The organism is Aurantimonas coralicida DSM 14790, from assembly GCF_000421645.1.
GTDB classification, from domain to species: Bacteria; Pseudomonadota; Alphaproteobacteria; order Rhizobiales; family Rhizobiaceae; genus Aurantimonas; species Aurantimonas coralicida.
This window is the reverse complement of sequence record NZ_ATXK01000005.1, coordinates 104695-127499: the sequence shown is the minus strand read 5'-3', so window position 1 is coordinate 127499 and position 22805 is coordinate 104695. Positions and strand designations below refer to the sequence as shown.

At 60.8% G+C, this 22805-nt stretch carries 30 protein-coding genes; 23 read left to right on the top strand and 7 right to left on the bottom strand.

The window, feature by feature from the left end; translation table 11 throughout:
- Window positions 1-15: 15 nt before the first annotated feature.
- Window positions 16-1242, bottom strand: a complete 1227-nt coding sequence (locus tag H536_RS0112605; RefSeq protein ID WP_024350806.1) for a bifunctional alpha/beta hydrolase/OsmC family protein — start codon at window positions 1240-1242, stop codon at window positions 16-18.
- Between the two features lie 225 nt (window positions 1243-1467).
- Between H536_RS0112605 and H536_RS0112600 the strand changes: the two genes are divergently transcribed.
- From H536_RS0112600 to H536_RS0112570, 7 genes are all read left to right on the top strand, one after another.
- Window positions 1468-2343, top strand: coding sequence for a LysR family transcriptional regulator (locus tag H536_RS0112600; RefSeq protein ID WP_024350805.1), 876 nt, complete (start codon window positions 1468-1470; stop codon window positions 2341-2343).
- 148 nt (window positions 2344-2491) lie between these two features.
- Entirely contained in the window at window positions 2492-2935 is a 444-nt protein-coding gene (gene msrB, locus H536_RS0112595) for a peptide-methionine (R)-S-oxide reductase MsrB (RefSeq protein WP_024350804.1), read from the top strand.
- A 1-nt stretch (window position 2936) separates the two neighbouring features.
- A complete protein-coding gene (gene msrA / locus H536_RS0112590) occupies window positions 2937-3476 on the top strand; it encodes a peptide-methionine (S)-S-oxide reductase MsrA (RefSeq protein ID WP_024350803.1) in 540 nt (179 codons plus the stop codon).
- Between the two features lie 134 nt (window positions 3477-3610).
- Window positions 3611-4315: a glutathione S-transferase N-terminal domain-containing protein gene (locus tag H536_RS0112585; RefSeq protein WP_024350802.1), complete on the top strand. Its 705-nt coding sequence runs from the start codon at window positions 3611-3613 to the stop codon at window positions 4313-4315.
- Window positions 4312-5280, top strand: a complete 969-nt coding sequence (locus H536_RS0112580) for a magnesium and cobalt transport protein CorA (RefSeq protein WP_024350801.1) — start codon at window positions 4312-4314, stop codon at window positions 5278-5280. The genes H536_RS0112585 and H536_RS0112580 overlap by 4 nt, the downstream gene beginning before the upstream one ends.
- 94 nt (window positions 5281-5374) lie before the next feature.
- Window positions 5375-5947, top strand: coding sequence for a hypothetical protein (locus H536_RS0112575; protein WP_024350800.1), 573 nt, complete (start codon window positions 5375-5377; stop codon window positions 5945-5947).
- A gap of 77 nt (window positions 5948-6024) precedes the next feature.
- Window positions 6025-6474 (top strand): hypothetical protein, encoded by a 450-nt coding sequence (locus tag H536_RS0112570; protein ID WP_024350799.1) that lies wholly within the window; start codon window positions 6025-6027, stop codon window positions 6472-6474.
- Between the two features lie 105 nt (window positions 6475-6579).
- Here the strand turns inward: H536_RS0112570 and H536_RS0112565 are convergent, their stop codons facing one another.
- The 6 genes from H536_RS0112565 to nadE all read right to left on the bottom strand — a co-directional run bounded on the left by H536_RS0112565 (window position 6580) and on the right by nadE (window position 11027).
- A complete protein-coding gene (locus H536_RS0112565) occupies window positions 6580-6876 on the bottom strand; it encodes an AzlD domain-containing protein (RefSeq protein ID WP_024350798.1) in 297 nt (98 codons plus the stop codon).
- Window positions 6873-7598 (bottom strand): AzlC family ABC transporter permease, encoded by a 726-nt coding sequence (locus H536_RS0112560; protein WP_024350797.1) that lies wholly within the window; start codon window positions 7596-7598, stop codon window positions 6873-6875. Before H536_RS0112560 ends, H536_RS0112565 begins: the two co-directional genes overlap by 4 nt.
- Window positions 7599-7674: 76 nt before the next feature.
- Window positions 7675-8934 carry an MFS transporter gene (locus H536_RS0112555; protein WP_024350796.1) on the bottom strand — a complete coding sequence of 420 codons (1260 nt, stop codon included), beginning with the start codon at window positions 8932-8934 and terminating at the stop codon, window positions 7675-7677.
- Between the two features lie 8 nt (window positions 8935-8942).
- Window positions 8943-9434, bottom strand: a complete 492-nt coding sequence (locus tag H536_RS0112550; RefSeq protein ID WP_024350795.1) for a DM13 domain-containing protein — start codon at window positions 9432-9434, stop codon at window positions 8943-8945.
- Window positions 9435-9437: 3 nt separating this feature from the next.
- Window positions 9438-9911, bottom strand: coding sequence for a peroxiredoxin family protein (locus H536_RS25150; protein ID WP_024350794.1), 474 nt, complete (start codon window positions 9909-9911; stop codon window positions 9438-9440).
- Window positions 9912-10145: 234 nt separating this feature from the next.
- Entirely contained in the window at window positions 10146-11027 is an 882-nt protein-coding gene (gene nadE / locus H536_RS0112540; RefSeq protein WP_051141593.1) for an ammonia-dependent NAD(+) synthetase, read from the bottom strand.
- A gap of 302 nt (window positions 11028-11329) precedes the next feature.
- On the opposite strand from nadE, the gene H536_RS0112535 reads away from it, so the two are divergent.
- The 16 genes from H536_RS0112535 to H536_RS0112470 all read left to right on the top strand — a co-directional run bounded on the left by H536_RS0112535 (window position 11330) and on the right by H536_RS0112470 (window position 22804).
- Window positions 11330-11935, top strand: a complete 606-nt coding sequence (locus H536_RS0112535) for a sulfite oxidase-like oxidoreductase (protein WP_024350792.1) — start codon at window positions 11330-11332, stop codon at window positions 11933-11935.
- Window positions 11928-12674, top strand: a complete 747-nt coding sequence (locus tag H536_RS0112530) for a ferredoxin reductase (RefSeq protein WP_024350791.1) — start codon at window positions 11928-11930, stop codon at window positions 12672-12674. The genes H536_RS0112535 and H536_RS0112530 overlap by 8 nt, the downstream gene beginning before the upstream one ends.
- 72 nt (window positions 12675-12746) lie before the next feature.
- Window positions 12747-13760, top strand: coding sequence for an NADP-dependent oxidoreductase (locus H536_RS0112525; RefSeq protein ID WP_024350790.1), 1014 nt, complete (start codon window positions 12747-12749; stop codon window positions 13758-13760).
- A gap of 75 nt (window positions 13761-13835) precedes the next feature.
- Entirely contained in the window at window positions 13836-15101 is a 1266-nt protein-coding gene (locus tag H536_RS0112520; protein WP_024350789.1) for a thiolase family protein, read from the top strand.
- A gap of 15 nt (window positions 15102-15116) precedes the next feature.
- Window positions 15117-16187 (top strand): NADP-dependent oxidoreductase, encoded by a 1071-nt coding sequence (locus H536_RS0112515; RefSeq protein WP_024350788.1) that lies wholly within the window; start codon window positions 15117-15119, stop codon window positions 16185-16187.
- A gap of 66 nt (window positions 16188-16253) precedes the next feature.
- Window positions 16254-17696 (top strand): sensor histidine kinase, encoded by a 1443-nt coding sequence (locus H536_RS22590; RefSeq protein WP_051141592.1) that lies wholly within the window; start codon window positions 16254-16256, stop codon window positions 17694-17696.
- Window positions 17697-17874: 178 nt separating this feature from the next.
- Complete coding sequence (locus H536_RS0112505) at window positions 17875-18234, top strand: response regulator (protein WP_035449975.1); 360 nt, start codon at window positions 17875-17877, stop codon at window positions 18232-18234.
- A complete protein-coding gene (locus H536_RS25495) occupies window positions 18167-18346 on the top strand; it encodes a hypothetical protein (protein WP_081651911.1) in 180 nt (59 codons plus the stop codon). Before H536_RS0112505 ends, H536_RS25495 begins: the two co-directional genes overlap by 68 nt.
- A gap of 50 nt (window positions 18347-18396) precedes the next feature.
- Window positions 18397-18669 (top strand): glutaredoxin 3, encoded by a 273-nt coding sequence (grxC, locus tag H536_RS0112500; protein WP_024350786.1) that lies wholly within the window; start codon window positions 18397-18399, stop codon window positions 18667-18669.
- Window positions 18670-18733: 64 nt separating this feature from the next.
- Window positions 18734-19015, top strand: a complete 282-nt coding sequence (locus H536_RS0112495; RefSeq protein ID WP_024350785.1) for a DUF427 domain-containing protein — start codon at window positions 18734-18736, stop codon at window positions 19013-19015.
- 38 nt (window positions 19016-19053) lie between these two features.
- Entirely contained in the window at window positions 19054-19809 is a 756-nt protein-coding gene (locus H536_RS0112490; protein WP_024350784.1) for an SDR family NAD(P)-dependent oxidoreductase, read from the top strand.
- A gap of 160 nt (window positions 19810-19969) precedes the next feature.
- Complete coding sequence (locus H536_RS0112485) at window positions 19970-20416, top strand: nuclear transport factor 2 family protein (RefSeq protein ID WP_201767728.1); 447 nt, start codon at window positions 19970-19972, stop codon at window positions 20414-20416.
- Between the two features lie 62 nt (window positions 20417-20478).
- Window positions 20479-20745: a hypothetical protein gene (locus H536_RS23740; RefSeq protein WP_024588016.1), complete on the top strand. Its 267-nt coding sequence runs from the start codon at window positions 20479-20481 to the stop codon at window positions 20743-20745.
- Between the two features lie 192 nt (window positions 20746-20937).
- Window positions 20938-21432: a Dps family protein gene (locus H536_RS0112480; protein ID WP_024350782.1), complete on the top strand. Its 495-nt coding sequence runs from the start codon at window positions 20938-20940 to the stop codon at window positions 21430-21432.
- Between the two features lie 29 nt (window positions 21433-21461).
- The gene (locus H536_RS0112475; protein ID WP_024350781.1) at window positions 21462-22316 is read left to right on the top strand and encodes an alpha/beta fold hydrolase; all 855 of its coding nucleotides are present in this window, start codon (window positions 21462-21464) and stop codon (window positions 22314-22316) included.
- Between the two features lie 2 nt (window positions 22317-22318).
- Entirely contained in the window at window positions 22319-22804 is a 486-nt protein-coding gene (locus tag H536_RS0112470; RefSeq protein ID WP_024350780.1) for a peptide-methionine (S)-S-oxide reductase, read from the top strand.
- Window position 22805 lies beyond the last annotated feature (1 nt).

Genomic DNA, 22805 nt, shown 5'->3' with positions numbered 1-22805 from the left:
GCTCTGTGCACCACATCAGTTCGCCGGCGCCGCACCTGCAGGCTGCGCATCGCTCGAAAGTTCGGTCTGCACATCCGAGCCTCGGACGAGTGTCAGGTCGACCGGACACCGATCCGCGATTTCCAGAATGCGCGCCCGCTGTTCATCGCTGAGCGGCCCATCGAGAGAGACGGTGCGCGTGAAGCGGTCGGGAGGCATCATGTCCGCCACTTTCTCGTGTCGCACGGTCGTCGTCGCTCGCTCCAGCGGGAAGCCTTTGCGGTTCGCGTAAAGACGCATTGTCATCACCGTGCAGGCGGCCAGTCCGGCCGACACCAGTTCGTAAGGAGACAGGCCGCTGCCGAGACCTCCGACCGATTCTGGTTCATCGGCGAACAGCGTGTGCTCGCCACTACGGACCGTGAGTTGGAACTTCCCCGCCAACGTTTCCGACGCCACGACTCCATTCGCTAACTCGACTTGCGGAAGGTCCGCCGCGAGCGGCGGCAGGAAGCGGCTTGCCCACGCTGCGACCATAGCTGAGGCGTAGTTCGCATCTTCGACATCGGTGAGAAGGTGATCGGCCGTGTCGAGCGAAACAAAGCTCTTGGGATGGCGCGACGCGACGAAGATGCGCGAGGCGTGCTCGATACCCACGACTTGATCCACCGGTGAATGCATCACAAGCACCGGACGTCGAAGGGCAGCGATAGACCTCTCGATGTCCACTTCGTCGACCGTTTCAAGGAAACTGCGGCGGATCAGGAAGGGCCTGCCAGCAATCTCCACCGATGCCTCGCCCTCGCTCGCTATCGCGTCTAGGTCGGCAGGTTGAAAGACGCGCAATATATGCTGAAGATCAGCCGGGGCGCCGATCGTCACTACCGCTGCGATATCCGGCAAGTCGGCGGCGGCTACGATCGCAGCCGTGCCGCCCAGGCTGTGTCCGACAAGGAGGGAGGGGGCCTTACCGGCGACAGCCATGGCCTCCGCGGCGGCCTTAAGATCATCGACGTCGGAAGCGAAGCTTATCGCTTCATCCGCAGAACTCTCGATCCCGGTGCCGGCGAAGTCGAACCGCAAGACGCCGATGCCAGCCCGCGAGAGGGCGCGTGCGATGTACACGGCGGCGCGGCTGTCTTTCCCGCAAGTGAAGCAATGGGCGAAAATAGCCCAGCCGCGAGGCGTACCTTCGGGCGCCTCCAAATACCCGGCTAGATCAGAGCCTCCACCACCGGGAAACGTGAACGGTCTTCCTGTCATAAGCGTCGAGCCTCCCACGGCGACTTAGTGGGTGCACCGGAACCCTTGGGCCCTGGCGGAAGCGCCATCAGGCCCGGACTAGCCGTCCAAGACATTCTTTTTATATGCGTGGCGCATATAGACAAGCCCCTAAAGCGTGATTATATGCGTCGCGCATACTTCTGGTGGCGGTCGAAAAGACCGGTCCTGAAGCGGCATCATTCACGGCGTGCAGGCCGAAGGGCTATGGAACTCAATCAGGTCAGCTATTTCATCAACTTGGCCGAGACGCTGAATTTTACAGCAGCGGCGCGGTTGAGCGGTGTGTCCCAGCCAAGCCTGACACGCGCGATCCGCCGCTTGGAGGAAGAGCTCGGCGGTCCGCTCATTTATCGCGATGGGAAGAACAGCCGTCTCACCGGCCTTGGCCAGGACGTGGAGGCTGAGTTTCGGCGCATGTTAGTCGCGATGAAAAGTGTTCGGCATCATTCTGAAAACTGGGCCATGGGGAGGCACCGGGTGCTGGACGTCGCCGTCGCCCCGACCGTCGGGCCGAAGCTTTTTACAGCCTTCTTCGAAAGCGCGTTGGCAGAAGTGCCATCGATCGAGATCAAGATGCATTCGCTCGGGGCGAGTGAAGACACATCGGAGGTGCTGTCGGGCAAGTATCACGCATGCATCCTGCCGCGCGAGACGCGGCCGGACCGCAAGCTTGATGTGCGACCTCTGTTCCGTGAGCGCTTCGTACTCGGCTGTTCCGCGAAACACCCGCTCGCGGCGAGCGATATCGTGCGAGGCGAGGACTTGTTGGAGTTCCCGTTCGTTGATCGTCTGAAGTGTGAGTTTCGCGAGCAGATCCTAGACCATTTCGCACGACGGGAGGTACTGATGCGGCCGCGCTTCCGGGCCGATCGTGACGATTGGGTGCAACGGGTCGTCGCAGACGGCGAGGCCATATGCATCCTTCCGGAGCGGTCGGCTACAGCCCAAGGTTTGGTTACGCGTCCGATCGATGGGTTTGTCCTCGAGCGAGAGGTCGTGATCGCGACGGTCTCTGGCTCCACGGCGCCGGTTGAGATCAGGAAGATCGCGCAGATGGCGGCCAGATACGCGTGGAACTGAACGCCGCTGATCACAGCGGAGCTATCGAAACTATACGCACAGCGTATTGGATAAATATAATTGGCACTGCGATAGTCGAGGTGACCGTCAAGCAAGATAAGATGTCCGTAATGTGCCTTGGCCCTGAAACCAAGTATTGGAGACGATCATGAAGTTTGAAAAGTCTCAGGCAGCGATCGACCGCCTGACCCCCGAGCAACGCCGGATCACCCAGGAAGACGGCACGGAGCGAGCCTTCACCGGTGAATACAACGATAACAAAGAACCGGGCATCTACGTCGATGTCGTGTCCGGAGAGCCGCTTTTCGCATCGACGGACAAGTTCGAGTCGAAATCCGGCTGGCCCAGCTTCACCAAGCCCATCGTCCCCGCGCACGTGAACGAGGTGCGGGACAGTTCGCACGGCATGGTCCGGACGGAAGTTCGATCGGTCCATGGCGACAGCCATCTCGGCCACGTGTTCCCCGACGGTCCGGCCGACCGTGGCGGACTACGCTATTGCATTAACTCGGCCGCCCTTCGCTTCATCCCGCGCGATGAGATGGAAGCCGAGGGCTACGGCGAATATCTCGATCAGGTGGAGGAGGCGTAACATGCATCAGCGCGCTGTTCTCGCAGGCGGATGTTTTTGGGGCATGCAGGATCTGATCCGCAAGCAGCCCGGCATCGTGTCGACCCGCGTCGGATACACCGGTGGCGACGTCCCGAACGCCACCTATCGCAATCACGGTACTCACGCTGAAGGGATCGAGATCATTTTCGACCCGGCAGCGACAAGTTACCGTAACATCCTGGAATACTTCTTCCAGATCCACGACCCGACGACGAAAGATCGGCAAGGCAACGATCGCGGCCTCTCCTATCGATCCGGCATCTACTATGTGGACGATGAGCAGAAACGGGTCGCCGAGGAGACGATCGCCGACGTCGACGCCTCCGGACTGTGGGACGGCAAAGTCGTCACCGAAGTCGAGCCTGTCGGCGATTTCTGGGAAGCGGAGCCGGAGCACCAAGACTATCTCGAGAAGCGCCCGGGCGGTTACACGTGCCATTTCCCGCGCGCGAATTGGGTGCTCCCCAAGCGTCAAGACGCTGATGCTACCCAGCCTACCACCGGAGCGGCAGCAGAATAGCTGCAGCGCCTATCGCGACATAGCGCTCTGCATCGCAAGCAATGGGACCGCATCGGCGAACGATGCGGTCCTCGTACGGCCCCTCAAGCGGTCATGCCGCTTGCCGGCCATCGATTTGGTAGGATTGCCCCAGCATGCCAGACCTTTCGTCATATCCGATCACCAAGCGCTGGCCTGCCTCCAATCCCGATCTCCTGCAGTTCTATGCAGCGCCCACGCCCAACGGCGTCAAGGTCTCCATCATGCTCGAGGAGACCGGCCTGCCATACGAGCCCCACTTTATCGACATCAGCACAAACGAGGCCAAAGACCCCGCTTTCGTGTCGCTGAACCCAAACGGGCGGATCCCTGCGATCATCGATCCGTCAGGCCCCGATGGTGAGCCGCTCGGCGTTTGGGAGTCCGGTGCGATCCTCGTTTACCTCGCCGAGAAGACGGGCCGATTGATTCCACCGGGACAAGCCAGGCGTTATGAGGTGCTGAGTTGGGTATTCTTCCAGATGTCGGCGATCGGCCCGATGTTCGGTCAGCTGGGCTTCTTTCTGCGTTGGGGCGGAAAGGACTACGAGGACAAGCGGCCTCAGCAACGGTTCGCCGACGAGTCCAAGCGCCTGCTGGGGATCTTGGATCGCCAGCTGGATGGGCGCGAGTGGATCGTCGACGACTATTCCATCGCCGACATCGCGACGCTCGGCTGGGTCAATGCCCTGGTCAGCACCTATGACGCCGGCGACCTGTTGCGCATCGCCGAACACCGGAACGTCCGGGGTTGGTTGGATCGCGGCCTCGCTCGACCAGCCGTGCAGCGGGGCCTGGTCATCCCTGCGAGGCCCGCATGAGCGTCATCGCCGCTTACTATTACAACGAGGGTCGCCGCATCCGCGAAGTCGCTATCGACGAGCGGGTTGAGCTCGACAAGAACCGATCTGGCTTCTGCTGGATTGGGCTCAGCGAGCCTTCGGAAAGCGAACTCAGGGCGCTTCAGTCGACCTACAATCTGCATCCATTGGCGATTGATAACGCGATGCATCCGATGTGCCCGCCGAAGCTCGAAGTCTATAACGGCGAGCTTTACGTCGTCGCTCAGACGGCCGAGCTGGTTGGGGACCGCATACGCTACGGCAAGACCGCGATCTTCACTGGTCACAACCATCTGATCACCGTGCGTCACGGCAACGCCGGAGCGCTTGGCAATCTTCGCGAGCAGCTTGAGGGTTCGCCTGCTCAGTTTGGTAAGGGTGTCGACTACGTCCTGCATGCCATCCTTCACCGCATCGTCGATCAGTATCTGCCGATCTTCGAAATGATCGAGGACGACGTGCTCGCGATGGAGAGGCGATCGCTCGACGACTTCCTGGGGCGGGCGGAGGTCGCGCGCATCTTCGGCTTGCGATGCGAATTGACGCGTTTCCAGCGAACCCTTGGCGCTATGGCGGAACTGGTGCGCAAGCTCGTTCGCGGACATTTCCCGTGCATCAGCGCTGAGGTGCGGCCGTACTTCAACGATGTCGCCGACCATGTCGATCGGGTCCAGTCCATGGTCGATGGCCTCCTCCAGGTGCTGTCCACGGTCTTCGAATTCAGCAGCCTTCTTGAGGCGCAGAGGACAGGCGTCATCACGCGCCAGCTCGCTGCCTGGGCGGCGATCCTCGCGGTCCCTACGGCCATCGCGGGCATATATGGAATGAACTTCAGGAACATGCCGGAGCTGGACACAGCTTACGGCTATTTCGTCGTGCTCGGCCTAATGCTGACGTTCTGTCTTTTCCTGTTCGTCCGCTTCAAGCGAGCCAAGTGGCTATGATGGTGCTCCGCATCTTCAGTGCTGGTCGGTCGCGGAGCCAAAGCGCGCCTTCGGTCGGCGCGCAACCCCTACAATCCGAACTCGAGGTGCATTGATGACAACTCAAGTGAGAGACGTTCTGGACGCCGTACAGTCCTTCGTGGCTAAGGGCTATGACCGAGAGTACCGTGTGAAGGACGGCGCTCTTGTCGATCTCGAACTCGGATCGACCCTCGACGCGTGCAGCATTCGTGTCGATGCCGCATTACGCCTTGAGAGCGGCGATGGAGCCGAAGACGCTTCGAACATCTACGCCATCACAGATCCGGCGACCGAGCATAAAGGTCTGCTTATCGATGCCTTCGATGTGTTCGACGAGATATGTCACCGTGACCTGTCCGAACGGCTTCTTGAGCATCGTGAAACAGCTCCGGCCGGTGACGCCGACGTGCCGAGCAAGCATGGGCTGCGCAAAGTCTACAAAAGCGAGTTTGATCGCGACCCTGAGCGTTACGTTTTGCGGGAAGGCTTCCCTGACTTTCCGGCATGCCCGTTCGGGGGAGCCTTCAGCATCCTCGGCTTCGATACAGCAGAACAATCATACGTCTGGCTCGTGACGAGCATTATTCGGGATCCCCGGCTGATCAGGATTCCCTACCAGGGCGAAGACGTTATTACCGACGAATGATGTCGGCGGAGCGCGGGAAAACCCAGACCCCAACGATGGATGGGATGCCCCTTAAGGTCAAAAATAACGAGGCAGAGATGGACTGGAACAAGGACCATATTCGCGAGACAATGCTGTCGCTTGAAACCGCGGCGCTGCAAAGCGCTCGCAAGAAGTATCTGGATTACGTCTCCACCGCGCGCCTCGATCGCAGCGAGCCGATCGAGAACGACGAGCAGGCGCAAGCCGAGGTGGCGAGCGACTTTGCTGAGGCGCTCGATGACACTCTCGATGACTATGTTGATAAGCTCGACAAACTCCGGACAATCGATTTTGGACCAAAGTCAGAAGTCTCGGAAGGCGCCGTCGTCAAGCTGTCCGGTAAGCACTTCGTCATTTCGGTCTCGACTGGCAGGTTCATTTGTCATGGGCAGGAACTGATGGGCATCTCGACGATGGCCCCGATCTACGAGGCGATCGAAGGCGCGCGAGCCGGGGAAACGGTGCAGTTCAATGGCCGCGATTTGACCGTGGAGGCTGTTGCGTAGGCGGGACCCGCGGTCCTCGGATCGTGAGTGCGGGCCATCGACGTTCGCAGCCTTACTGGACGACCTCCGGCCTCCCCATTGCCGCTTCTCTCAGATGATCGGCACTTACGAGCTAAGCCACCCCAGACCTGCGTAGGCGAGCATTCCCAATACCATCGCCACGATGACCTGGTTCGTGGCGATCGCTGCACCCAGCGCGACACCGGCCGCGATCCAGGTTGGAGGTGGCTGACCGATCAACGACGACGCGACCAAGCTGACCACGATCAGCCCAGGCAACTCGTCCAGAACCCAAGCCTGCCTGGAAACCCTAATTCGTTCACCGGCAATCAATCCGGCGACCCGGATCGCAAACGCAGCCACAACGAGCAAACTGACAACAACCCAGTGCGAAGCGCTCATCGGGCTGCCGCCTCGATCCTGCGCTTCAAGAAGGTCACCACCAAGCCGAAGAATGCGCCGACGATGATCCCGTAAGCTTTGGGCATGCCGAGCGAGATGACGGCCATGGTCGCTGCCGCGGCCATGGTCCATGGCAGAACTTGGGAACGTCCCCGCCACAGACCTCGCGCCATCGCAATGAAGGCCGCCGTGAACGCGAAGCTCAGGCCAAAGCGTCCGAGATCGGGCAGCGCGGCGCCAAGCAAGGCCCCGAGCGTCGTGGAGGCTGTCCACATGGAGATGTTCACCAGCCCTGAGCCTATGAGGAATGGTGCTCCGACATCGGGGGACTTCGCCCGCTCGGACATCGTCAAAGCCCAGTTCTCGTCGCCAGTAATGTGGATGGCGAAGAGCTTCTTCCTCAGCGACAAGCCGGCCAACACCTCGGATAAAGAGGCGATGATGCCGACATAGCGCAGGTTGAGCGACGCACCGGCCAGAACCGCGCCCAACACGACACCTGTGGAAGCGAACTGCTCAACCGCGATGATTTGCGAAGAGCCCGCATGGGTAGAGGCGCTCATGATCGCGACGCCCCACCACGGGAAACCTACCTGTACGGCCAGGAAACCAAAGGCCAAGCCGTACACGCTGGCCCCCAAGGCCAACGGGAGGATGGCGATCGCCCCCCGTTTAGCCTCGTATGCGTTTCTCGCGGCTAGAGCGTTCACGCTCTCATCCATGACACGTTCCGCCTTGTTCTCAGCCAGGCTCCTCTAACAGCCGACTGGCAATCCTTCGGTCGTCGGCATAGGCGTCTCAGCGGCGCTGATCCGCCGGGGTTCGTATCATCGCGTCGAGCGACCCGGTGATCATCGCCGTGCTCGGGCAGCGTGTTGCTCTCGTCTTGACCGAGCGGTCTGAGTGCCTGCGGACACCGGCCAAGACCGCCAGGGCAGTCAGCAGTGCCGCTGCGTAGAGGAACAGGCCGCCAGGGCCGAGGAGGTCCATCACCAGGCCTCCGATGAGCGGCCCGGCGGCGGTTCCGATCCCGTTGAGTAGGAGAAGTCCGCGAGCGGTCCCCAGCAGCCGACCCGCAGGAAGGTCGTCATTCGCAACGGCAAGGCATAGCGAATAGATGGGAATACCGAAGCCGCCGAACAGCGCGCCCGCCGCAAGTAGCACAGGCAGAGGCGCCTCCGCAGCCAGCGCTACGCCGATCGCAGCCGCCGCGGAAGCCAGGGCGGCGCCGGCAATGACGAGTGTCCGCGACACGCGGTCCGATAGCCATCCCAATGGCCACTGCAGCACGAGCGTTCCACCAAGGACCGCAGCCATGAACGCAGAAATGCCGCCCACATCGAGGCCAATCCTCTGCGCAAAATTGGGGCCTAGTCCCCAGAAGCCGCCGATGGCCAGGCCGGCTAGGAAAACGCCGACCGACGGAAGGGGCGAAATTGCAACGAGATCGCGAAAGGCGACGGGCTCCTGTTGAACCTCGGCCGGGGGATGACTGGGCAGTAGCGTGACGGGGACGACGGCCGCAGATATCAGCAGCGAGACGAACAGGAATAGCGTCACGTCTGTAGGCGGCGCGATGTTGAGCAGCGCTTGACCAAGGGCCCATGAACCCATCGAAACAACGCCGAAGATCGACAAAAGCTGACCGCGCGTGGATTGAATCGCGTGCGCGTTGAGCCAACTCTCAGTCGCTAGGATCATGCCTGCATAGGCGAAGCCGGTCACAAGGCGAAGCGGCATCCATACGTTTGCCTCCACGAATGCGACATGAAGAAGAGCCGTCATTGAAGCCATCGCGGCGAAGCCAGCGAAAGTCCTCACATGGCCCACGGACACGATCATCTTGGGCAGCGTGAGAGCGCCAATGGTGAAGCCCGCAAAGTATAGGGACATCATCGCGCTGATCGTTTGAGCTGAAAAGCCTTCCTCCCCAGCCCTCACGATCAGGAGCGTACCCAGTAGACCATTGCCCAAGAGCAACGTGGCGACGCTCAACAATAGCGCTGCGACCGGCGCCAAAACGAGCCCCCGCGCGCAGGCCGCCTTCACGCTGTTCATCGCCTGACTCATTTCCGAGCCTGGCGCGGAGGCTGATACGCCGCAGAACTGATGAACTGATCAAAGGCTTCGCACCAGATGACAACGGCGCTGTAGTCGCGAACGTCGATGTCGGCGGGCACCTCCATAATGAAGCCGTTGAACGTCCTCACATCGCCGACCCGGGCCGACGCGTCCTTGATCGCGAGGAACGCTTCCTCGGTCTCGACGAAGTGCGGGGCGAGATAAAGCTTGTAGTCCGGCCCGGGAGAGAGACGGCCGATGTGTGCGATCCGGTGAGGCAGGATCTGCACTTCGCCTTCACCCCAGTGCAGCAGGTCGCTGCCGGCTAGATCACGAGAAAGCTTTCCCGAATAGAGCGCCTCAGGCGTCGAACTCCTCAACGCAGCTTCAGTGGGCGACGCCGGCGCGGTGAGGATAGGCAGCGTGTAGATGCCGGCAGCAAAGCCTGTGATGCCAACGACGAAGTGGGTGCAGGCTAGAATAAGCCACCGTGGCATGTTTCACGAGCTCTCCAAATTTGCCACCAAACGATCCGCGTCCAGGTGGAAATCCGAAAAGACGATGCGACCGTCGGCATTGATGACCGTGAACCACGGCGTTCCCCGTGTCCGGTAATCCTCCATGAACGTTGGAAACGCAGCACCAGGCGGCGGTTCGTCGTGCCCGAAGGCGACGGGGAGACGGTACTCCACCTGATTGATGCGCAACTTGTCGAATGTATTTTCGTGCGCTCCTTCGAAGACCGTCTGGATCACTGCGAATCCGACGCCTCTGGACTCCAGCGCACCATGCAATTTCTGCAGTGTGGGAAACCCATGCAGATGGCAGCCCCTGCACCAGTGCTGAAACGCGAAAAGGATCTTCGGCCCTACGCCAAGATCCGATAGCTTGATCGGCGTCTGGAGGTCGCTTCCATCCACGGCGATCCACCGATGAATGCGAAGCTCTGGCGCTTGACGATCGGCCGCGCTCATCCCTCTCTCCGAACACGAAGCATGTGCCCGACGTGCAGCGAAAACTCGCGAGCGCAGGGGAACTGCTATACTTCACCGCCCCACGGCCCGAGCGTCAAATAGTCGATAAGACCAAAATCTTGTCTCGACTATACCCGACGAGGCCACGAGTTTACGTGGATGACTATGAATTCCAACGCCGGTCTTTTCCAATAGCGGCGTGACATAGTTTCTATGTCCTAGGCGGGAGCAAATTTAGCGTCCGTTCGACCCTTGCGGCGCCAGAAGCTGCACGTTGGAGGCCACAGGCAGCGCGCGCTTATGCGCGGTGGCTCGGTACGCTCTTTGGATCGTCTCGACCGCCGCCTGGGCCACACCCCTTCCTTCGAGGTAATCGTCTATCTCATCATAGGTCACGCCGTAGGCGTCTTCGTCGGGGTGTAACGGCATCGCGTCATCCAAATCTGCCGTGGGAACCTTACTGATCAGTTCCGCCGGGGCGCCCAGATGAGACGCGATCGCGCGAACGCGCCGCTTATTGAGACCGGCGAGAGGGAGAACATCGGCCGCGCCATCGCCGAACTTTGTGAAGAAACCCATCACCGCTTCGGCTGCATGGTCCGTGCCAATCACAAGGCCGCCCAGGGTCCCCGCGAGAGCAAACTGGGCGACCATCCGTTGGCGTGCCTTGATGTTCCCGAGCACCGTACTGCGCAGGCCGGGGTCGGCGGACTCGTAATTGGAGCCTGTCATCTCGCTCCACAGCGCGTCGGTCGCGGGCTTTATATTGATCACCGCAACGCGGTCGGGCCTGATGGCTGACAAGGCAAGCTGAGCATCGCGCTCGTCCATCTGTTCGCCATAGGGCAGCCGCACCGCTACAAACTCGCATTCGTACCCGATCTGACGCAGATCCTTCACGGCCGATTGCGCGATTAGGCCCGCCGTCAGGGAATCGACGCCGCCGCTGATTCCAAGCACATACGCTCGCTGCCCCGACGACCTCAGATAGTCGCGGAGGAAGGCGGCGCGTTCTGCCGCCTCGCGTCGGGCATCGAACGACGCCGAAACGCCGAGCGCTGCGATAATCTCGTCTTGGATGGGAATGACGACCTCCTGGGCACGCCGCAGTCGCATGCTGGCGACCTCACCTCGCGAAGCTTCTCTGTCCCACGAGCCATAACGCTCACGCAACACCGATTCAAAGCTATCGAAACTATAGCGACAGGGCATTGGGAAAGCAGTCTGATATAAAGCTATAGTCGAGGCGGGATTATCGCGAGTCATAGTGATGAATTGCGTGTCTCTACTGATTTAACACCCGGTTGTCTGAACATCAGCTTTGCGATCCGCTCGATATCTTTCCTTTGCGAGGGTCATCTACGCATTAGCCTGAGATGAAGTCGGTCGGTCTGTCGTGACGAGCAAGGGGGTTCGGCATGGTCACCAGAGGTTTCACCGGCCGCGGTTCAGGCGGCGACCACGAGGGCCGTATTCCGCCAGGTCAACATCTCGTGGAGAACTTTCCCGTTCTTACCGCTGGGCCAACGCCTCGTATCGAGACGTCCGACTGGAAGTTCACGGTCAAGATCGGTCCGAGACCCGTGAAGGTCTGGAGTTGGAGTGAATTCAACGCCCTTCCAAAGACCAAAGTGACCAAAGACATTCACTGCGTCACGTCCTGGTCCAAGCTCGACACGAAGTGGGAAGGCGTGCTGATCGAGGACATCCTCGCTGACGCTGAAGTTAAACAGCCAACAGACTTCGTTCTCGCGCACTGCTACGATGGCTATTCGACGAATGTTCCGCTCGCGGACATGTTGTCCGGCAAAGCTATGGTCGCGCTGAGCTACGCGGGCCAGCCGCTTCCCCGCGACCATGGCGGACCGGCGCGCCTTCTTGTTCCGCATCTCTACTTCTGGAAGTCCGCCAAGTGGGTGAATGCGCTGCAGTTCACCACTCGCGACGAGGCCGGGTTCTGGGAGTTGCGCGGTTATCACATCTACGGTGATCCGTGGCGCGAGCAACGGTACACCCATGACTGAGTTCGATGCGCAACCCGCGTCGTGGCAGTCAGGCGTGATCGACGAAATCGTCCAACAGACACCGAGTATCAAGAGCTTTTTCCTGCGATTGCAGGAACCATTCGTCCATACAGCAGGCCAGCACGTCGACGTCCGGCTGACCGCCCCAGACGGCTATCAGGCGATGCGCAGTTATTCGATCGCATCGTCGGCGGGCTCTTCACCGATCCTGGAACTCGCCATCGAGCGCCTGCCGAATGGCGAAGTTTCGCCATTCTTCCACGACGTCGCCGCAGCCGGCGACGAGATCGAACTCAGGGGACCGCTTGGAGGCCACTTTCTTTGGCCCGAGCCTACCGACAAGCCGGTGCTGCTGATCGGCGCAGGTTCAGGCGTGGTGCCGCTGATGGCGATGATCCGGCAGCGTCGGGCATCGGCACAGGCCGTTCCAGTCGCTCTGCTCTTGTCGGCGCGAACCGCTGAGGACGTGCTCTTCTCCAGCGAACTCCACTCAATCGAGATGAGCGATCCCACGTTCATCTTGACGCTCGCGATTACGCGAGAAGCGCCAAAGCGCGCCTCGGACTATGGCCGACGGATCGACGATGGGATGGTCCAGGCGACAATCGCACGTCTCGGTCGCGACCCGGGCCACGTGTTCGTTTGCGGGTCGAACGGTTTCGTCAACATCGCGACGGACGGCGCATTGTCGGCAGGGCTGGGCGTCTCGATCATCAAGACCGAGCGCTACGGTGGGTAGGGGCGGCCAGATGATCGCATCCCATCACGCGGGAGCGCCCAGCTCAAGCTCTGTCCGGGAAAGGCTTCGCCCATGACCATCATGGCCCGTCAATTTCACCTTAAAAGTCGTCCCGAAGGGCTACCGCAGGCCAACAACTTCGAACTCGTCGAGCAGGATCTCCCCGCGCCAGAGCGAGGACAACTGCTCGTCGCCAACCGGTGGCTCTCCGTTGACCCTTACATGCGCGGCCGCATGACCGGTCGAGAAAGCTATATGCCGCCCTTCCAAGTTGGCGAGCCTCTGGATGGCGCCGCGATCGGCGTCATAGTCGAAAGCAAGGATGAACGGTTCAGCCCTGGCGAGGTCGTGAGCCACTTTGCCGGCTGGCGCGACCGCGCGATCATCGACGCCGCATCCGCTACTAGGATCGATACGACGATTCCAGAGCAGGCGTATCTGGGCCCGCTCGGTTTCCCAGGCTTCGCCGCCTACATCGGCATGCTCCAGATCGGAAAGCCGCGAGCTGGCGAAACTGTGTTCGTGTCAGCAGCAGCGGGTTCTGTCGGATCGCTCGCTGTCCAAATCGCAAAGATCAAGGAATGCCGAGTCGTTGCGTCCGCGGGCGGCGAGGACAAATTGCGTTGGCTGCGCGAGGAAGCAGGCGCTGATGCCACGATAAACTACAAGAATACGGACGACATGGTCGCAGCACTTCGCGAAGCTGCGCCTAAGGGTGTCGACATCTATTTCGACAACGTCGGTGGCACGCACCTGGAAGCGGCGCTTGAGGCGGCCAATGACTTCGCACGCTTCGCTCTGTGCGGAATGATCGAGCAATACAACAGCGAGCCGGTCGGTCCCCGCAATATCTATGCGGTTATTGAGAAGAGCCTCCTGCTGCAAGGCTTCGTCACCATCCACAACATGTCGGTTTGGGAGGATTTCCAGCGCGACGTCACCCGGTGGATCGCCGATGGGAAGGTCAAATGGCAGGAGACGGTTGTTCACGGCCTCGAGAGAACCCCGTCGGCGTTCCTCGATCTCTTCGCCGGAAAAAACATCGGAAAGATGGTTATCGACCTCAGGGATGGGGAGACGCCCTGACGGGCGGCGCCTGCCGTCAGCGGACCGCACCACGCCACCTCGTCTAATTAGAATCTTTTGCTTTGGGAGATCACCGTGAGCCGCTTCGCTGAACCAGTTTTCATAGCCGCAGGCTTGCGGACACCATTCGGCCGTGGCGGAGGAGCGCTGGCAAATTATGACGCGGCCTCATTGTCAGTGCCAGTCGTCCAAGAAATGGCGAAGCTTGCGGAGCCCGATCTGACGATCTGGGGAACCGTCATCCCGAACCTGGGCTGGAGCAATATCGCTCGCGAAATCTGGCTGGACGCGAAGCTCAACCCCAACGTTCCAGCATTCTCCGTAGTCCTAGCGTGCTCGACCAGCATGACCGCGAGCTTCGCCGCAGCCGGGATGCTCGGCGGCGGGCTCAACCTGATACTGGTCGGCGGGTCTGAGGTCATGAGCCGACCATCGCTCGCTCTCACCGCTGAGGCATCTAAACGACTCACCGATCTCTTCGCGCAGGATCCGGCCGCAGCACTTGCCGCCCTGGGGGCGTTGACCCCTCAAGACTATGTGCTCCCCACGAAGGGCTGGGCCAACCGCCTTACGGGCAGGACGATGGGCGATCACATGGAGGAGACCGCCAAGGCGTGGCGCATCTCGCGTGAGGCTCAGGATGACTGGGCTCTAAAAAGCCACCAGCGCGCCGTCGCCGGCTGGAACGGCGGCTTCTTCGATGACCTCGTGATCTCGTTGCCGGAGCTTTCCCGCGATGCGAACCCGCGCGCGGACACATCCGCCGAACGTCTATCCGGTTTGAAGCCCGCCTTCGATCGTGAGAGCGGAATGGGTAGCCTGACAGCCGGCAACAGCTCCCCCATCACGGATGGGGCGGCCGGCTGTTGGGTGTCCAACGAGGAGGGTCTGAAGAGGCTGCCCGATGGCACGCCCTATGCGCGGATAATCGACTACGAAGTCTCGGCGGTCGACCTGCGCACGGAGGGGCTGCTGATGGCGCCGTCATATGCCGTTCCACGACTTCTCGCGCGCCATCACCTTGGCTTCGCCGACATCGCACTTTGGGAAATCCACGAGGCCTTCGCGGCACAGGTGCTGGCCAACGTCGCGGCCATCACCGATCCGAACTGGGTCCGAGAGAAGGCCCGTGTTTCGGCTGAGATGGGCAACTTCGATTGGGATCGCGTCAATCCGAACGGCGGCTCGGTAGCCATCGGACATCCCTTCGGCGCGACCGGCGCGCGTGATCTCAGCCAAGCTGTGAAAGAGCTGTGGGCCATGCCGGTCGGATCTCGAGGGATCGTCAGCATCTGCGCCGATGGTGGTCAAGGCACTGTCGCCCTCCTCGAACGCATCTGATCGGAGGACAAAAAAATGAAGGCGATCCGCTTCCATGAGTTCGGCGCTCCCGATGTTCTTCGCTATGAGGACGCGCTGACACCTGTGATAAAGCCGGGAGAGGTGCTCGTCCGTGTACAAGCGGCAGGCCTCAACCCGCCCGACTGGTATCTCCGCGAGGGATACAAGGCTCTGCCGCCCGAGTGGCGGCCGTCGGTGACATTCCCCGCCATACCGGGCTCGGATGTGTCCGGGATCGTCGAGAAGGTCGCCGACGATGTGACCGCGTTCTCGCCGGGCGATGAAGTTTTCGGAATGATCCGCTTTCCCAGCTTCGGCGAGAGCCTGGGATACGCCGAGTATGTTTCCGCGCCTGCTTCCGACCTTGCGGCCAAGCCCCGACACCTGGACCACATTCATGCAGCCGCCGTTCCCATGTCGGGGCTGACCGCTTGGCAGTTCCTGATCGAGCTAGGCCATAACGAGCAGAACCCGCTGCAGTCCGAGCGCCACAGCCCGGTCCCGTTGGCTGGGAAGAGCGTTATGATCAACGGCGCTGCAGGGGGTGTCGGTCATCTGGCATTGCAGTTGGCAAAGCACGAAGGCGCGCGTGTCATCGCTGTCGCTTCAACCCGGCACGAAGCGTTCCTCCGCGAACTGGGTGCCGACGAGTTCATCGACTACACGAAGACCAAACCCGAAGACGATGTGCGAGACATCGATCTTGTCGTCGATGCCGTCGGCGGTCCGACCTCCGGCCGCTTCCTTCGGACCATACGTCGGGGCGGAGCGCTGTTCCCGATTTTTCCCCTTGGCTTTGCCGGACATGATGAAGCTGCCGACCGGGGAGTGACCGTTTCGGCGACGCAGGTGCGTTCCAGTGGCGACCAGTTGGCCCAGCTAGCTCGCTTGCTCGACAGCGGCGCGGTTCGCGTCGCCGTCGACAGCACATACCCCCTTTCCGAAGCGGCCGCCGCTCACGAACGCGCAGAGGCAGGCCATATCCAGGGCAAGATCGTCCTCGCCGTCGGTAACCCCATCGCCGATCAGAGCGGCCAAGCGGGCGTGCCGTCATCGCAGTGGCCGCCCCGCATGAGGGGGCACTGACATGACGCGGGAAACGCCGATGATCGGCCACGCTCGACCTTCGAGGCATCATCCAGGAGAACTGCGGTGAGCCTGAGCGCTGACAGAACCGATTTCGGGGCGGCACAGCGGGTGCGGGCGCTTGCAGACCTCATGGTGCTCGACACACCGGATGAGCAAGCCTTCGACGATCTCGTTTTTGTCGCCGCAAAGGCCTGTGACGTTCCCATCGCGCTCATCACCCTGCTGGATACTGACCGGCAATGGTTCAAAGCCAAGTACGGGCTTGAGGTATGCGAGACGGAGATCGAACACTCGGTCTGTCGGATCGAGATCGATCAGGGCGATCTTCTCGAGATCGTCGATCTCACAAATGATGCGCGGACCAAGCGCAATCCGCTCGTCACAGGCGCCCGGCACTTTCGCGCCTACGCTGGCGCACCGCTCGTCCTGCGATCCGGAGCGATCGTAGGTCGCCTGTGCGTCATCGATACCGTTCCGCGGCCTGAAGGGCTCAGCGAGATGGAAAAGGCGATGCTGCAGGCGCTCGCCCGTCTCGCCAGCGAAAATCTCGAACTCCGCCGGATCGCAACGGCGAGCGAGCGCCTCACAGCCTTGCAGACCGCCCTGGTCGAAATCGGCGAAACCATTCGGAGCAGCCACGATACCGCAGGGATGGCTTCGGCGACCGCCGCCATCGTCGGCCGAGCGCTCTCCGCAGACCGAGCCGGGTTCGGATCCGTCAACGAGGACGTCGATACGATTGACGTCGAAACCGATTGGACGGCGCCGGGGGCCGTGAGCATTGCCGGGCGCCACCGTCTCGACGAGTATGGGAGCTTGCGCGAGCCGCTCGTCGTTGGCGACCCGCTCGTCGTTTGGGACGCCCTGACCGACGATCGCACTCTGCACAATCTCGAGAGCGCAATGCGGGTCGGCGTTCGGTCGTTGGTCGATATGCCGGTTCGAGATCGTGGCAAAACCATCGCCGTCTTCTTCGTTCATTCGGCGCATCCCCGACCTTGGCCCGCAGAGGAAATCTCGTTCCTGCGAAGTGCGGCGGACCGGCTTGAGGCAGGCGTCGCGAGGCATCGTACCGAGCAGCAGCAACTCATAGTGAACGGCGAAATTGCTCACCGCCTGAAGAACATGCTCACCATGGTTCAGGCCATCGCCAGCCAAACGCTGCGAAGCGTCACCGATCGCGAAGCGGTCTACGCCTTCGAGCGTCGGCTGATGGCTCTGAGCGCGGCGCACGACGCCTTGCTTCAAAAGAGTTGGACACAAGCTGATCTACAAGCTGTCGCAGCGACAGTGATCGACGCGATCGGGTTCTCAGATCGGGTCGACATGAGTGGGCCGGCGGTGGCGCTGGGGCCACGAGCGGCGCTCTCGTTCTCCCTCATCGTCCACGAGTTACTGACCAACGCCTGCAAATACGGCGCGCTGACCAGTGACGATGGCCACGTCTCGCTGTCGTGGGAAGTCGAGGTCGGCCTGGACGACGACCTTCTCCGCGTGAAATGGTGAGAACGGGGTGGGCCTCCGGTTGTGCCGCCAACTCGCCGAGGCTTTGGATCGAAGCTGATCAACATCGGCCTGGTCGGCACCGGGGGCGTCGATGTTCGCTACGAGCCCGCCGGGTTAACGGCCGATCTGCACGCCTCCATGCGTCACCTGGTTCAAGGTTGATGGGAGTATGGGTGGAATGGTGAAACCCGTGGTGCTCGTCGTCGAAGACGAACCACTTCTCCGTCTGTTTGCGACGGACATGATCGAGGAGGCAGGTTTCGAAGTCTTGCAGGCGCCGAATGCATCCGCCGCGCTTATGACCTTGGAGGAACGACTGGATGTGCGCGTCGTGTTCACGGACGTGAACATGCCCGGCGGGATCGATGGCATCATGCTCGCCATTTGCATCCGCCGGCGGTGGCCGACCATCCAGATCATCATCACGTCCGGGAGGCCTTGGCCGGTCGAGGCCGTCGTTCCAGCGGACGTTGTGTTCTTCGCCAAGCCATACCGGCAAGACCGGGTTTTGGACACGGTCCGGAAGATGGCGGCGTGATGGCCAGCGCCTCAAACAACTCGGACGCCAGAGCGGTGAGGTCCACGAGTGCACCTTCGAAATCGAGCTTCTCTACCCGGGGGCGCAAGCCTTTGCCTTCACCTTCGGATGACCCCCGCGAATCCGGCCGGCCCGTCATCCCTCAACGATTGGAGACACAACATGAAGCCTGAGGTTCTCATCTACACCACGAGTTGGTGCCCGTTCTGCCGCCGCGCGAAGGCGCTCCTTCAAGAGAAGGGCGTGGCATTCACCGAGCTTGATATCGAAGCCGATCCTGCACACCGGAAGGCGATGATCGAGTCGTCGGGGCGAAGCACCGTGCCGCAGATCTTCATCAACGAGACGCATGTCGGCGGCTCCGACGATCTCGCTGCGCTCGATGCAGATGGCTCGCTCGACAAGCTGCTTGCCGGACAAACTCCGGCAAACTGATTTGTCCCGCCAGATAGGGCCACTGGTCGATGCAAGTGGCTGAAAATTAAAAGAGGAGTCCGGTTTGGTCTCAGCAGTTTGGAACGATGCCACCCTCGCGGTCAGCGACGAGACTATGGTCGTGGATGGAAACCATTATTTCCCGCCTCAATCGGTTGACCGGCAGTATCTGGCACCGAGCGAGCACACGTCTGTCTGTCCCGTGAAGGGGACGGCGCAATACTTTCATCTCCAGGTCGGCGACCGGCGCAATGCAAACGCCGCCTGGACCTACGCCGACCCTTCTCCGGCGGCGCACTCCATCAAGGATCACATCGCCTTCTGGAAAGGCGTCAACGTCGCTTAGCCGTCAGCCCGCCATTAGACTTCAGAAAGGAACCGCCGATGTCGAAAGTTTTGGACGGCAAAGTCGCTATCATCACGGGTGGCTCTCGGGGCCTTGGCGCCGTGCTGGCGGCGACGCTCGCCGATCAGGGAGCCGATATTGCTATCACCTACGCTGCTTCGGCCGATAAAGCCGAGTCCGTCGCCGAGGTGGTGAGGGCCAAAGGCGTTCGCGCTCTCGCGATCCGATGCGATCAAGCGGATACGTCCGCCGCCCAGCCCATGGTCGAGCAGGTCGTAGCTGAACTCGGCAAGCTCGACATCTTGATCAACAACGCCGCAATCGCCGTCCAAGGAAAATTGGTCGACGATCCGACGCTCGATTCCGCTGCGTTCGACAGGCAGTGGATGGTAAATGTGCTTGGGACCGTGGCGATCACGCGTGCGGCGGCGCAGAAAATCTCTGACGGTGGCCGCATTGTCTTCATCGGTTCCGGCCTGGGCACCCGAGCGATCGTGCCGGGAATTGCCGACTACGCAGGAACCAAGGCAGCAATCGCAGGATATGCCCGCGGGGTGCAACGTGATCTTGGCCCACGCAACATTACCGTCAACGTCGTCCAACCTGGCATCATGCCGACCGACATGACCGGGGAAGTCGCTGAGAATTTTCCGCAGGCCGTCATCGATATGCATCCCATCCGTCGGATCGCCACGATTGAAGAAGTGGCGGGCGCCGTCAGTTACCTCGTTAGTCCCGCTGCAAGCTACACAGCTGGCGCGGTGATAGATGTGTCAGGGGGCGTCCTGGTCTGAATCGATGCGCGACGGGCGTGTCACGCGGATAACTGAAGGACGATCGCTTCCGCGCCTCAGCGCTCCGTTGAATTCCGGGCAGCAGATCGGCTGATCCTGCAGGGCCCATTATTCTCGAAGCCACAGCGGATAATGCTTCCGCATTTCAGGAGTTCATAGAGTGCCGAATGCAGAGCTGACCCAAGAGCGCATCGCCGTCGCCACCGACTATTTCCGGAAAATCGACAGTGGCGATCCCACCATTCTCGACATTCTGACTGACGATGTCGTGACGTACTTCCCGAAGTTCGGAGTTGGATATGGCAAAGCCGAATTCATGGAAGTCGCCAAGGGTCTGTTGGGGTCGCTTCAGCGGATCGAGCACGATTTCGATCGCATGACCTTCCACGTAGCCCGCGACCACGTGATCGTGGAAGGCTTTGAAGGTGGCGTTATGGCTGACGGCACGGCGTGGCCGGTTGAAGGCCGATCCGAAGGCCGTTTCGCCAACGTATTCGAGTTCGACGGCGCGCTTATCAAGCGTGTTTTCATCTACGTAGACCCGGACTTCGCTAGCGCTAATGACGCGGGGTTTCTTTGGGGCCGCAACGTCAGACTGACGCGATGACTCCAATCGCATGGCGCGGCACTCACGTTCGCAGGGCGAAGGCCGATTGGCGGTGATGCAGAATGGACCATCCAGAATTCGATACGGCTTTCGAGCGTCTGCCTGAGGGGTATAGCGAAGGCGCTTACGAAGGCAGGCGTTTCGGCGTGACGGTTCGTCGGTCGGAGGATGGACGGAGGAACAGCCTTTTTGCTCGAGAACTAGCCGGGAACGACATCGTCAGCTTCAATCTGTATCGCGTTGCTTCGGGCAGTGCGTCGCTGAAGCCGTGCGAGATGTCCTCGGAGAAGGTTATCGCTTTCGTATTGGGCTATCAGCCGAATGCCTGATGAGCATGTGGGGTTCGCTGCCTTCCCATGTTCCCGTGCCGCTCCAAGCGCCCTTCTGGTCGCCAGAACTATCGAAACTATAGACACAAGCCATTGGACTTCGATCTGAGGTAAATTCATCCTCTATACCTCAGCGTGCCAGAGAATCGGCGCTGATCTTTTGCGCAAGCCATCATCGAGGAAGTTCACGCGATGACAAACTCCAGTGCTGCAACCGTGCCTTCACCATCTGACCTCGACGAGAACGCGACCATGACGGTTGCCGACGCGCTGAAGATAATATTGGCGAACAGCTATGCGGTCTACCTCAAGACAAAGAACTTTCACTGGCATGTCTCGGGCCCGTACTTCAGGGACTACCATCTCCTTCTCGATGAGCAAGCTGCGGAAATCCTCGCAGCGACCGATGCGATGGCGGAGCGCGCCCGGAAGACCGGAAATACGACCATACGATCGATCGGCGATATCGCCCGCCACCAGACGATCAAGGACAACGACGCTGAGTTCGTCACGCCGCAGGACATGCTGGCGGAGCTGCGCGCCGATAATCTTCACATGGTCGAGTCGCTGCGCCGCGCAAAGGAAGTCGCCGACGAGGCGAAGGACAACGCGACCTCCGGCCTGATCGATACCTGGACCGACGAAGCGGAACGCCGAGCGTGGTTCCTTTTCGAAGTCAGCCGATAGGTCTGCTGCTCAACGGATCGGATCGTTTCATGGCGCCTAACGATGTGCAGACCCAGTTCCTTCAGACAGAGGGCGGTAGGATAGCCTTCGACGATACGGGTGGAACCGGACCTCTCGTCGTAGGCATCCCAGGAATGGGAGACCTGCGCTCCGAGTATCGGCTCATCAAGCCCATGCTGCAGCATGCGGGATGCCGAGTGGTGACGATGGACGTCCGCGGATTCGGCCAATCGTCGCCGGAGTGGTCGGATTACTCCGCGCGAGCGGTCGGCCGTGACGCCGTCGCCATCCTCCGACAGTTGGCTGACGGGCCAGCCGTGATCATGGGCAACTCGTTCGCAGCCGGCTCCGCGCTTTGGGCTGCCAAGGAAGCTCCTAGTCACGTCAACGGGGTGGTGCTGCTCGGTCCGATCGTTCGCGATCTTCCCCTCACGACGATCCAGAAACTTGTCCTTGGGCTCGGATTCGCGGGGCCATGGCGAACCTGGTTCTGGACCACTTACTGGAGCAGCCTATTCCCGACGAAACCGGCGCCGGATCATGCTGAGGTAAAAGCGGCGATTGCTGCAAACCTCAGGGAGCCAAAGCGCATGCAGGCTCTCTTGACGATGCTCTCATTGTCGAAGTCCGACACCGCAGCGATCTTGGACGAGATCTCTGTGCCGAGCCTCATCGTCATGGGCACAAAGGATCCCGACTTCACGGACCCTGTCGAAGAAGCCCGGAGCTTGGCTTCGAGGCTCCATGCCGAAACCATGATTGTCGAGGGCGCTGGACACTACCCTCATGTCGAAATGGCGAACGATGTCGGACAGCGGATCATCGCGTTCGTCCGCCAGCTCGATAAGTCTGGCCCGGCCGTTGTGCCTTTGCGCAGGAGTTAAGTATGGCAAAGGTTGGCTTTGGAGGAGGTTGCCACTGGTGCACCGAGGGCGTTTTCCAAGCGTTGCGTGGCGTCACGCAGGTCGAGCAGGGTTTCCTACAATCGGCCGCCCCGGCGAACACCTGGGCTGAGGGGGTGGTCGTGACGTTCGAACCCTCCGTTATCGGGCTGGGGACACTGTCCGAGGTGCACCTGCGCACACACTCCGCTACACGTGCCCGCTCGGTTGAAAACAAATACCGAAGCGCGATCTATATCTTCGACGAGAGTCAGCGGGTCGAAGCCGAAGAGGCGATACGCGGACTCGCTGAGGAGGCCGGCAAGCCGGTCCACACCCTCATCCTGCCGTTCGTGGGCTTCAAGGCTTCGGACGAGAGATACCAGAACTATTATCGCACCGACCCAAACAGACCCTTTTGTCGTCGATACATCGATCCCAAGCTCGACTTCATCCGCAAGCATTTTTCGGAGAACGCGCTTCCCGAGTAGC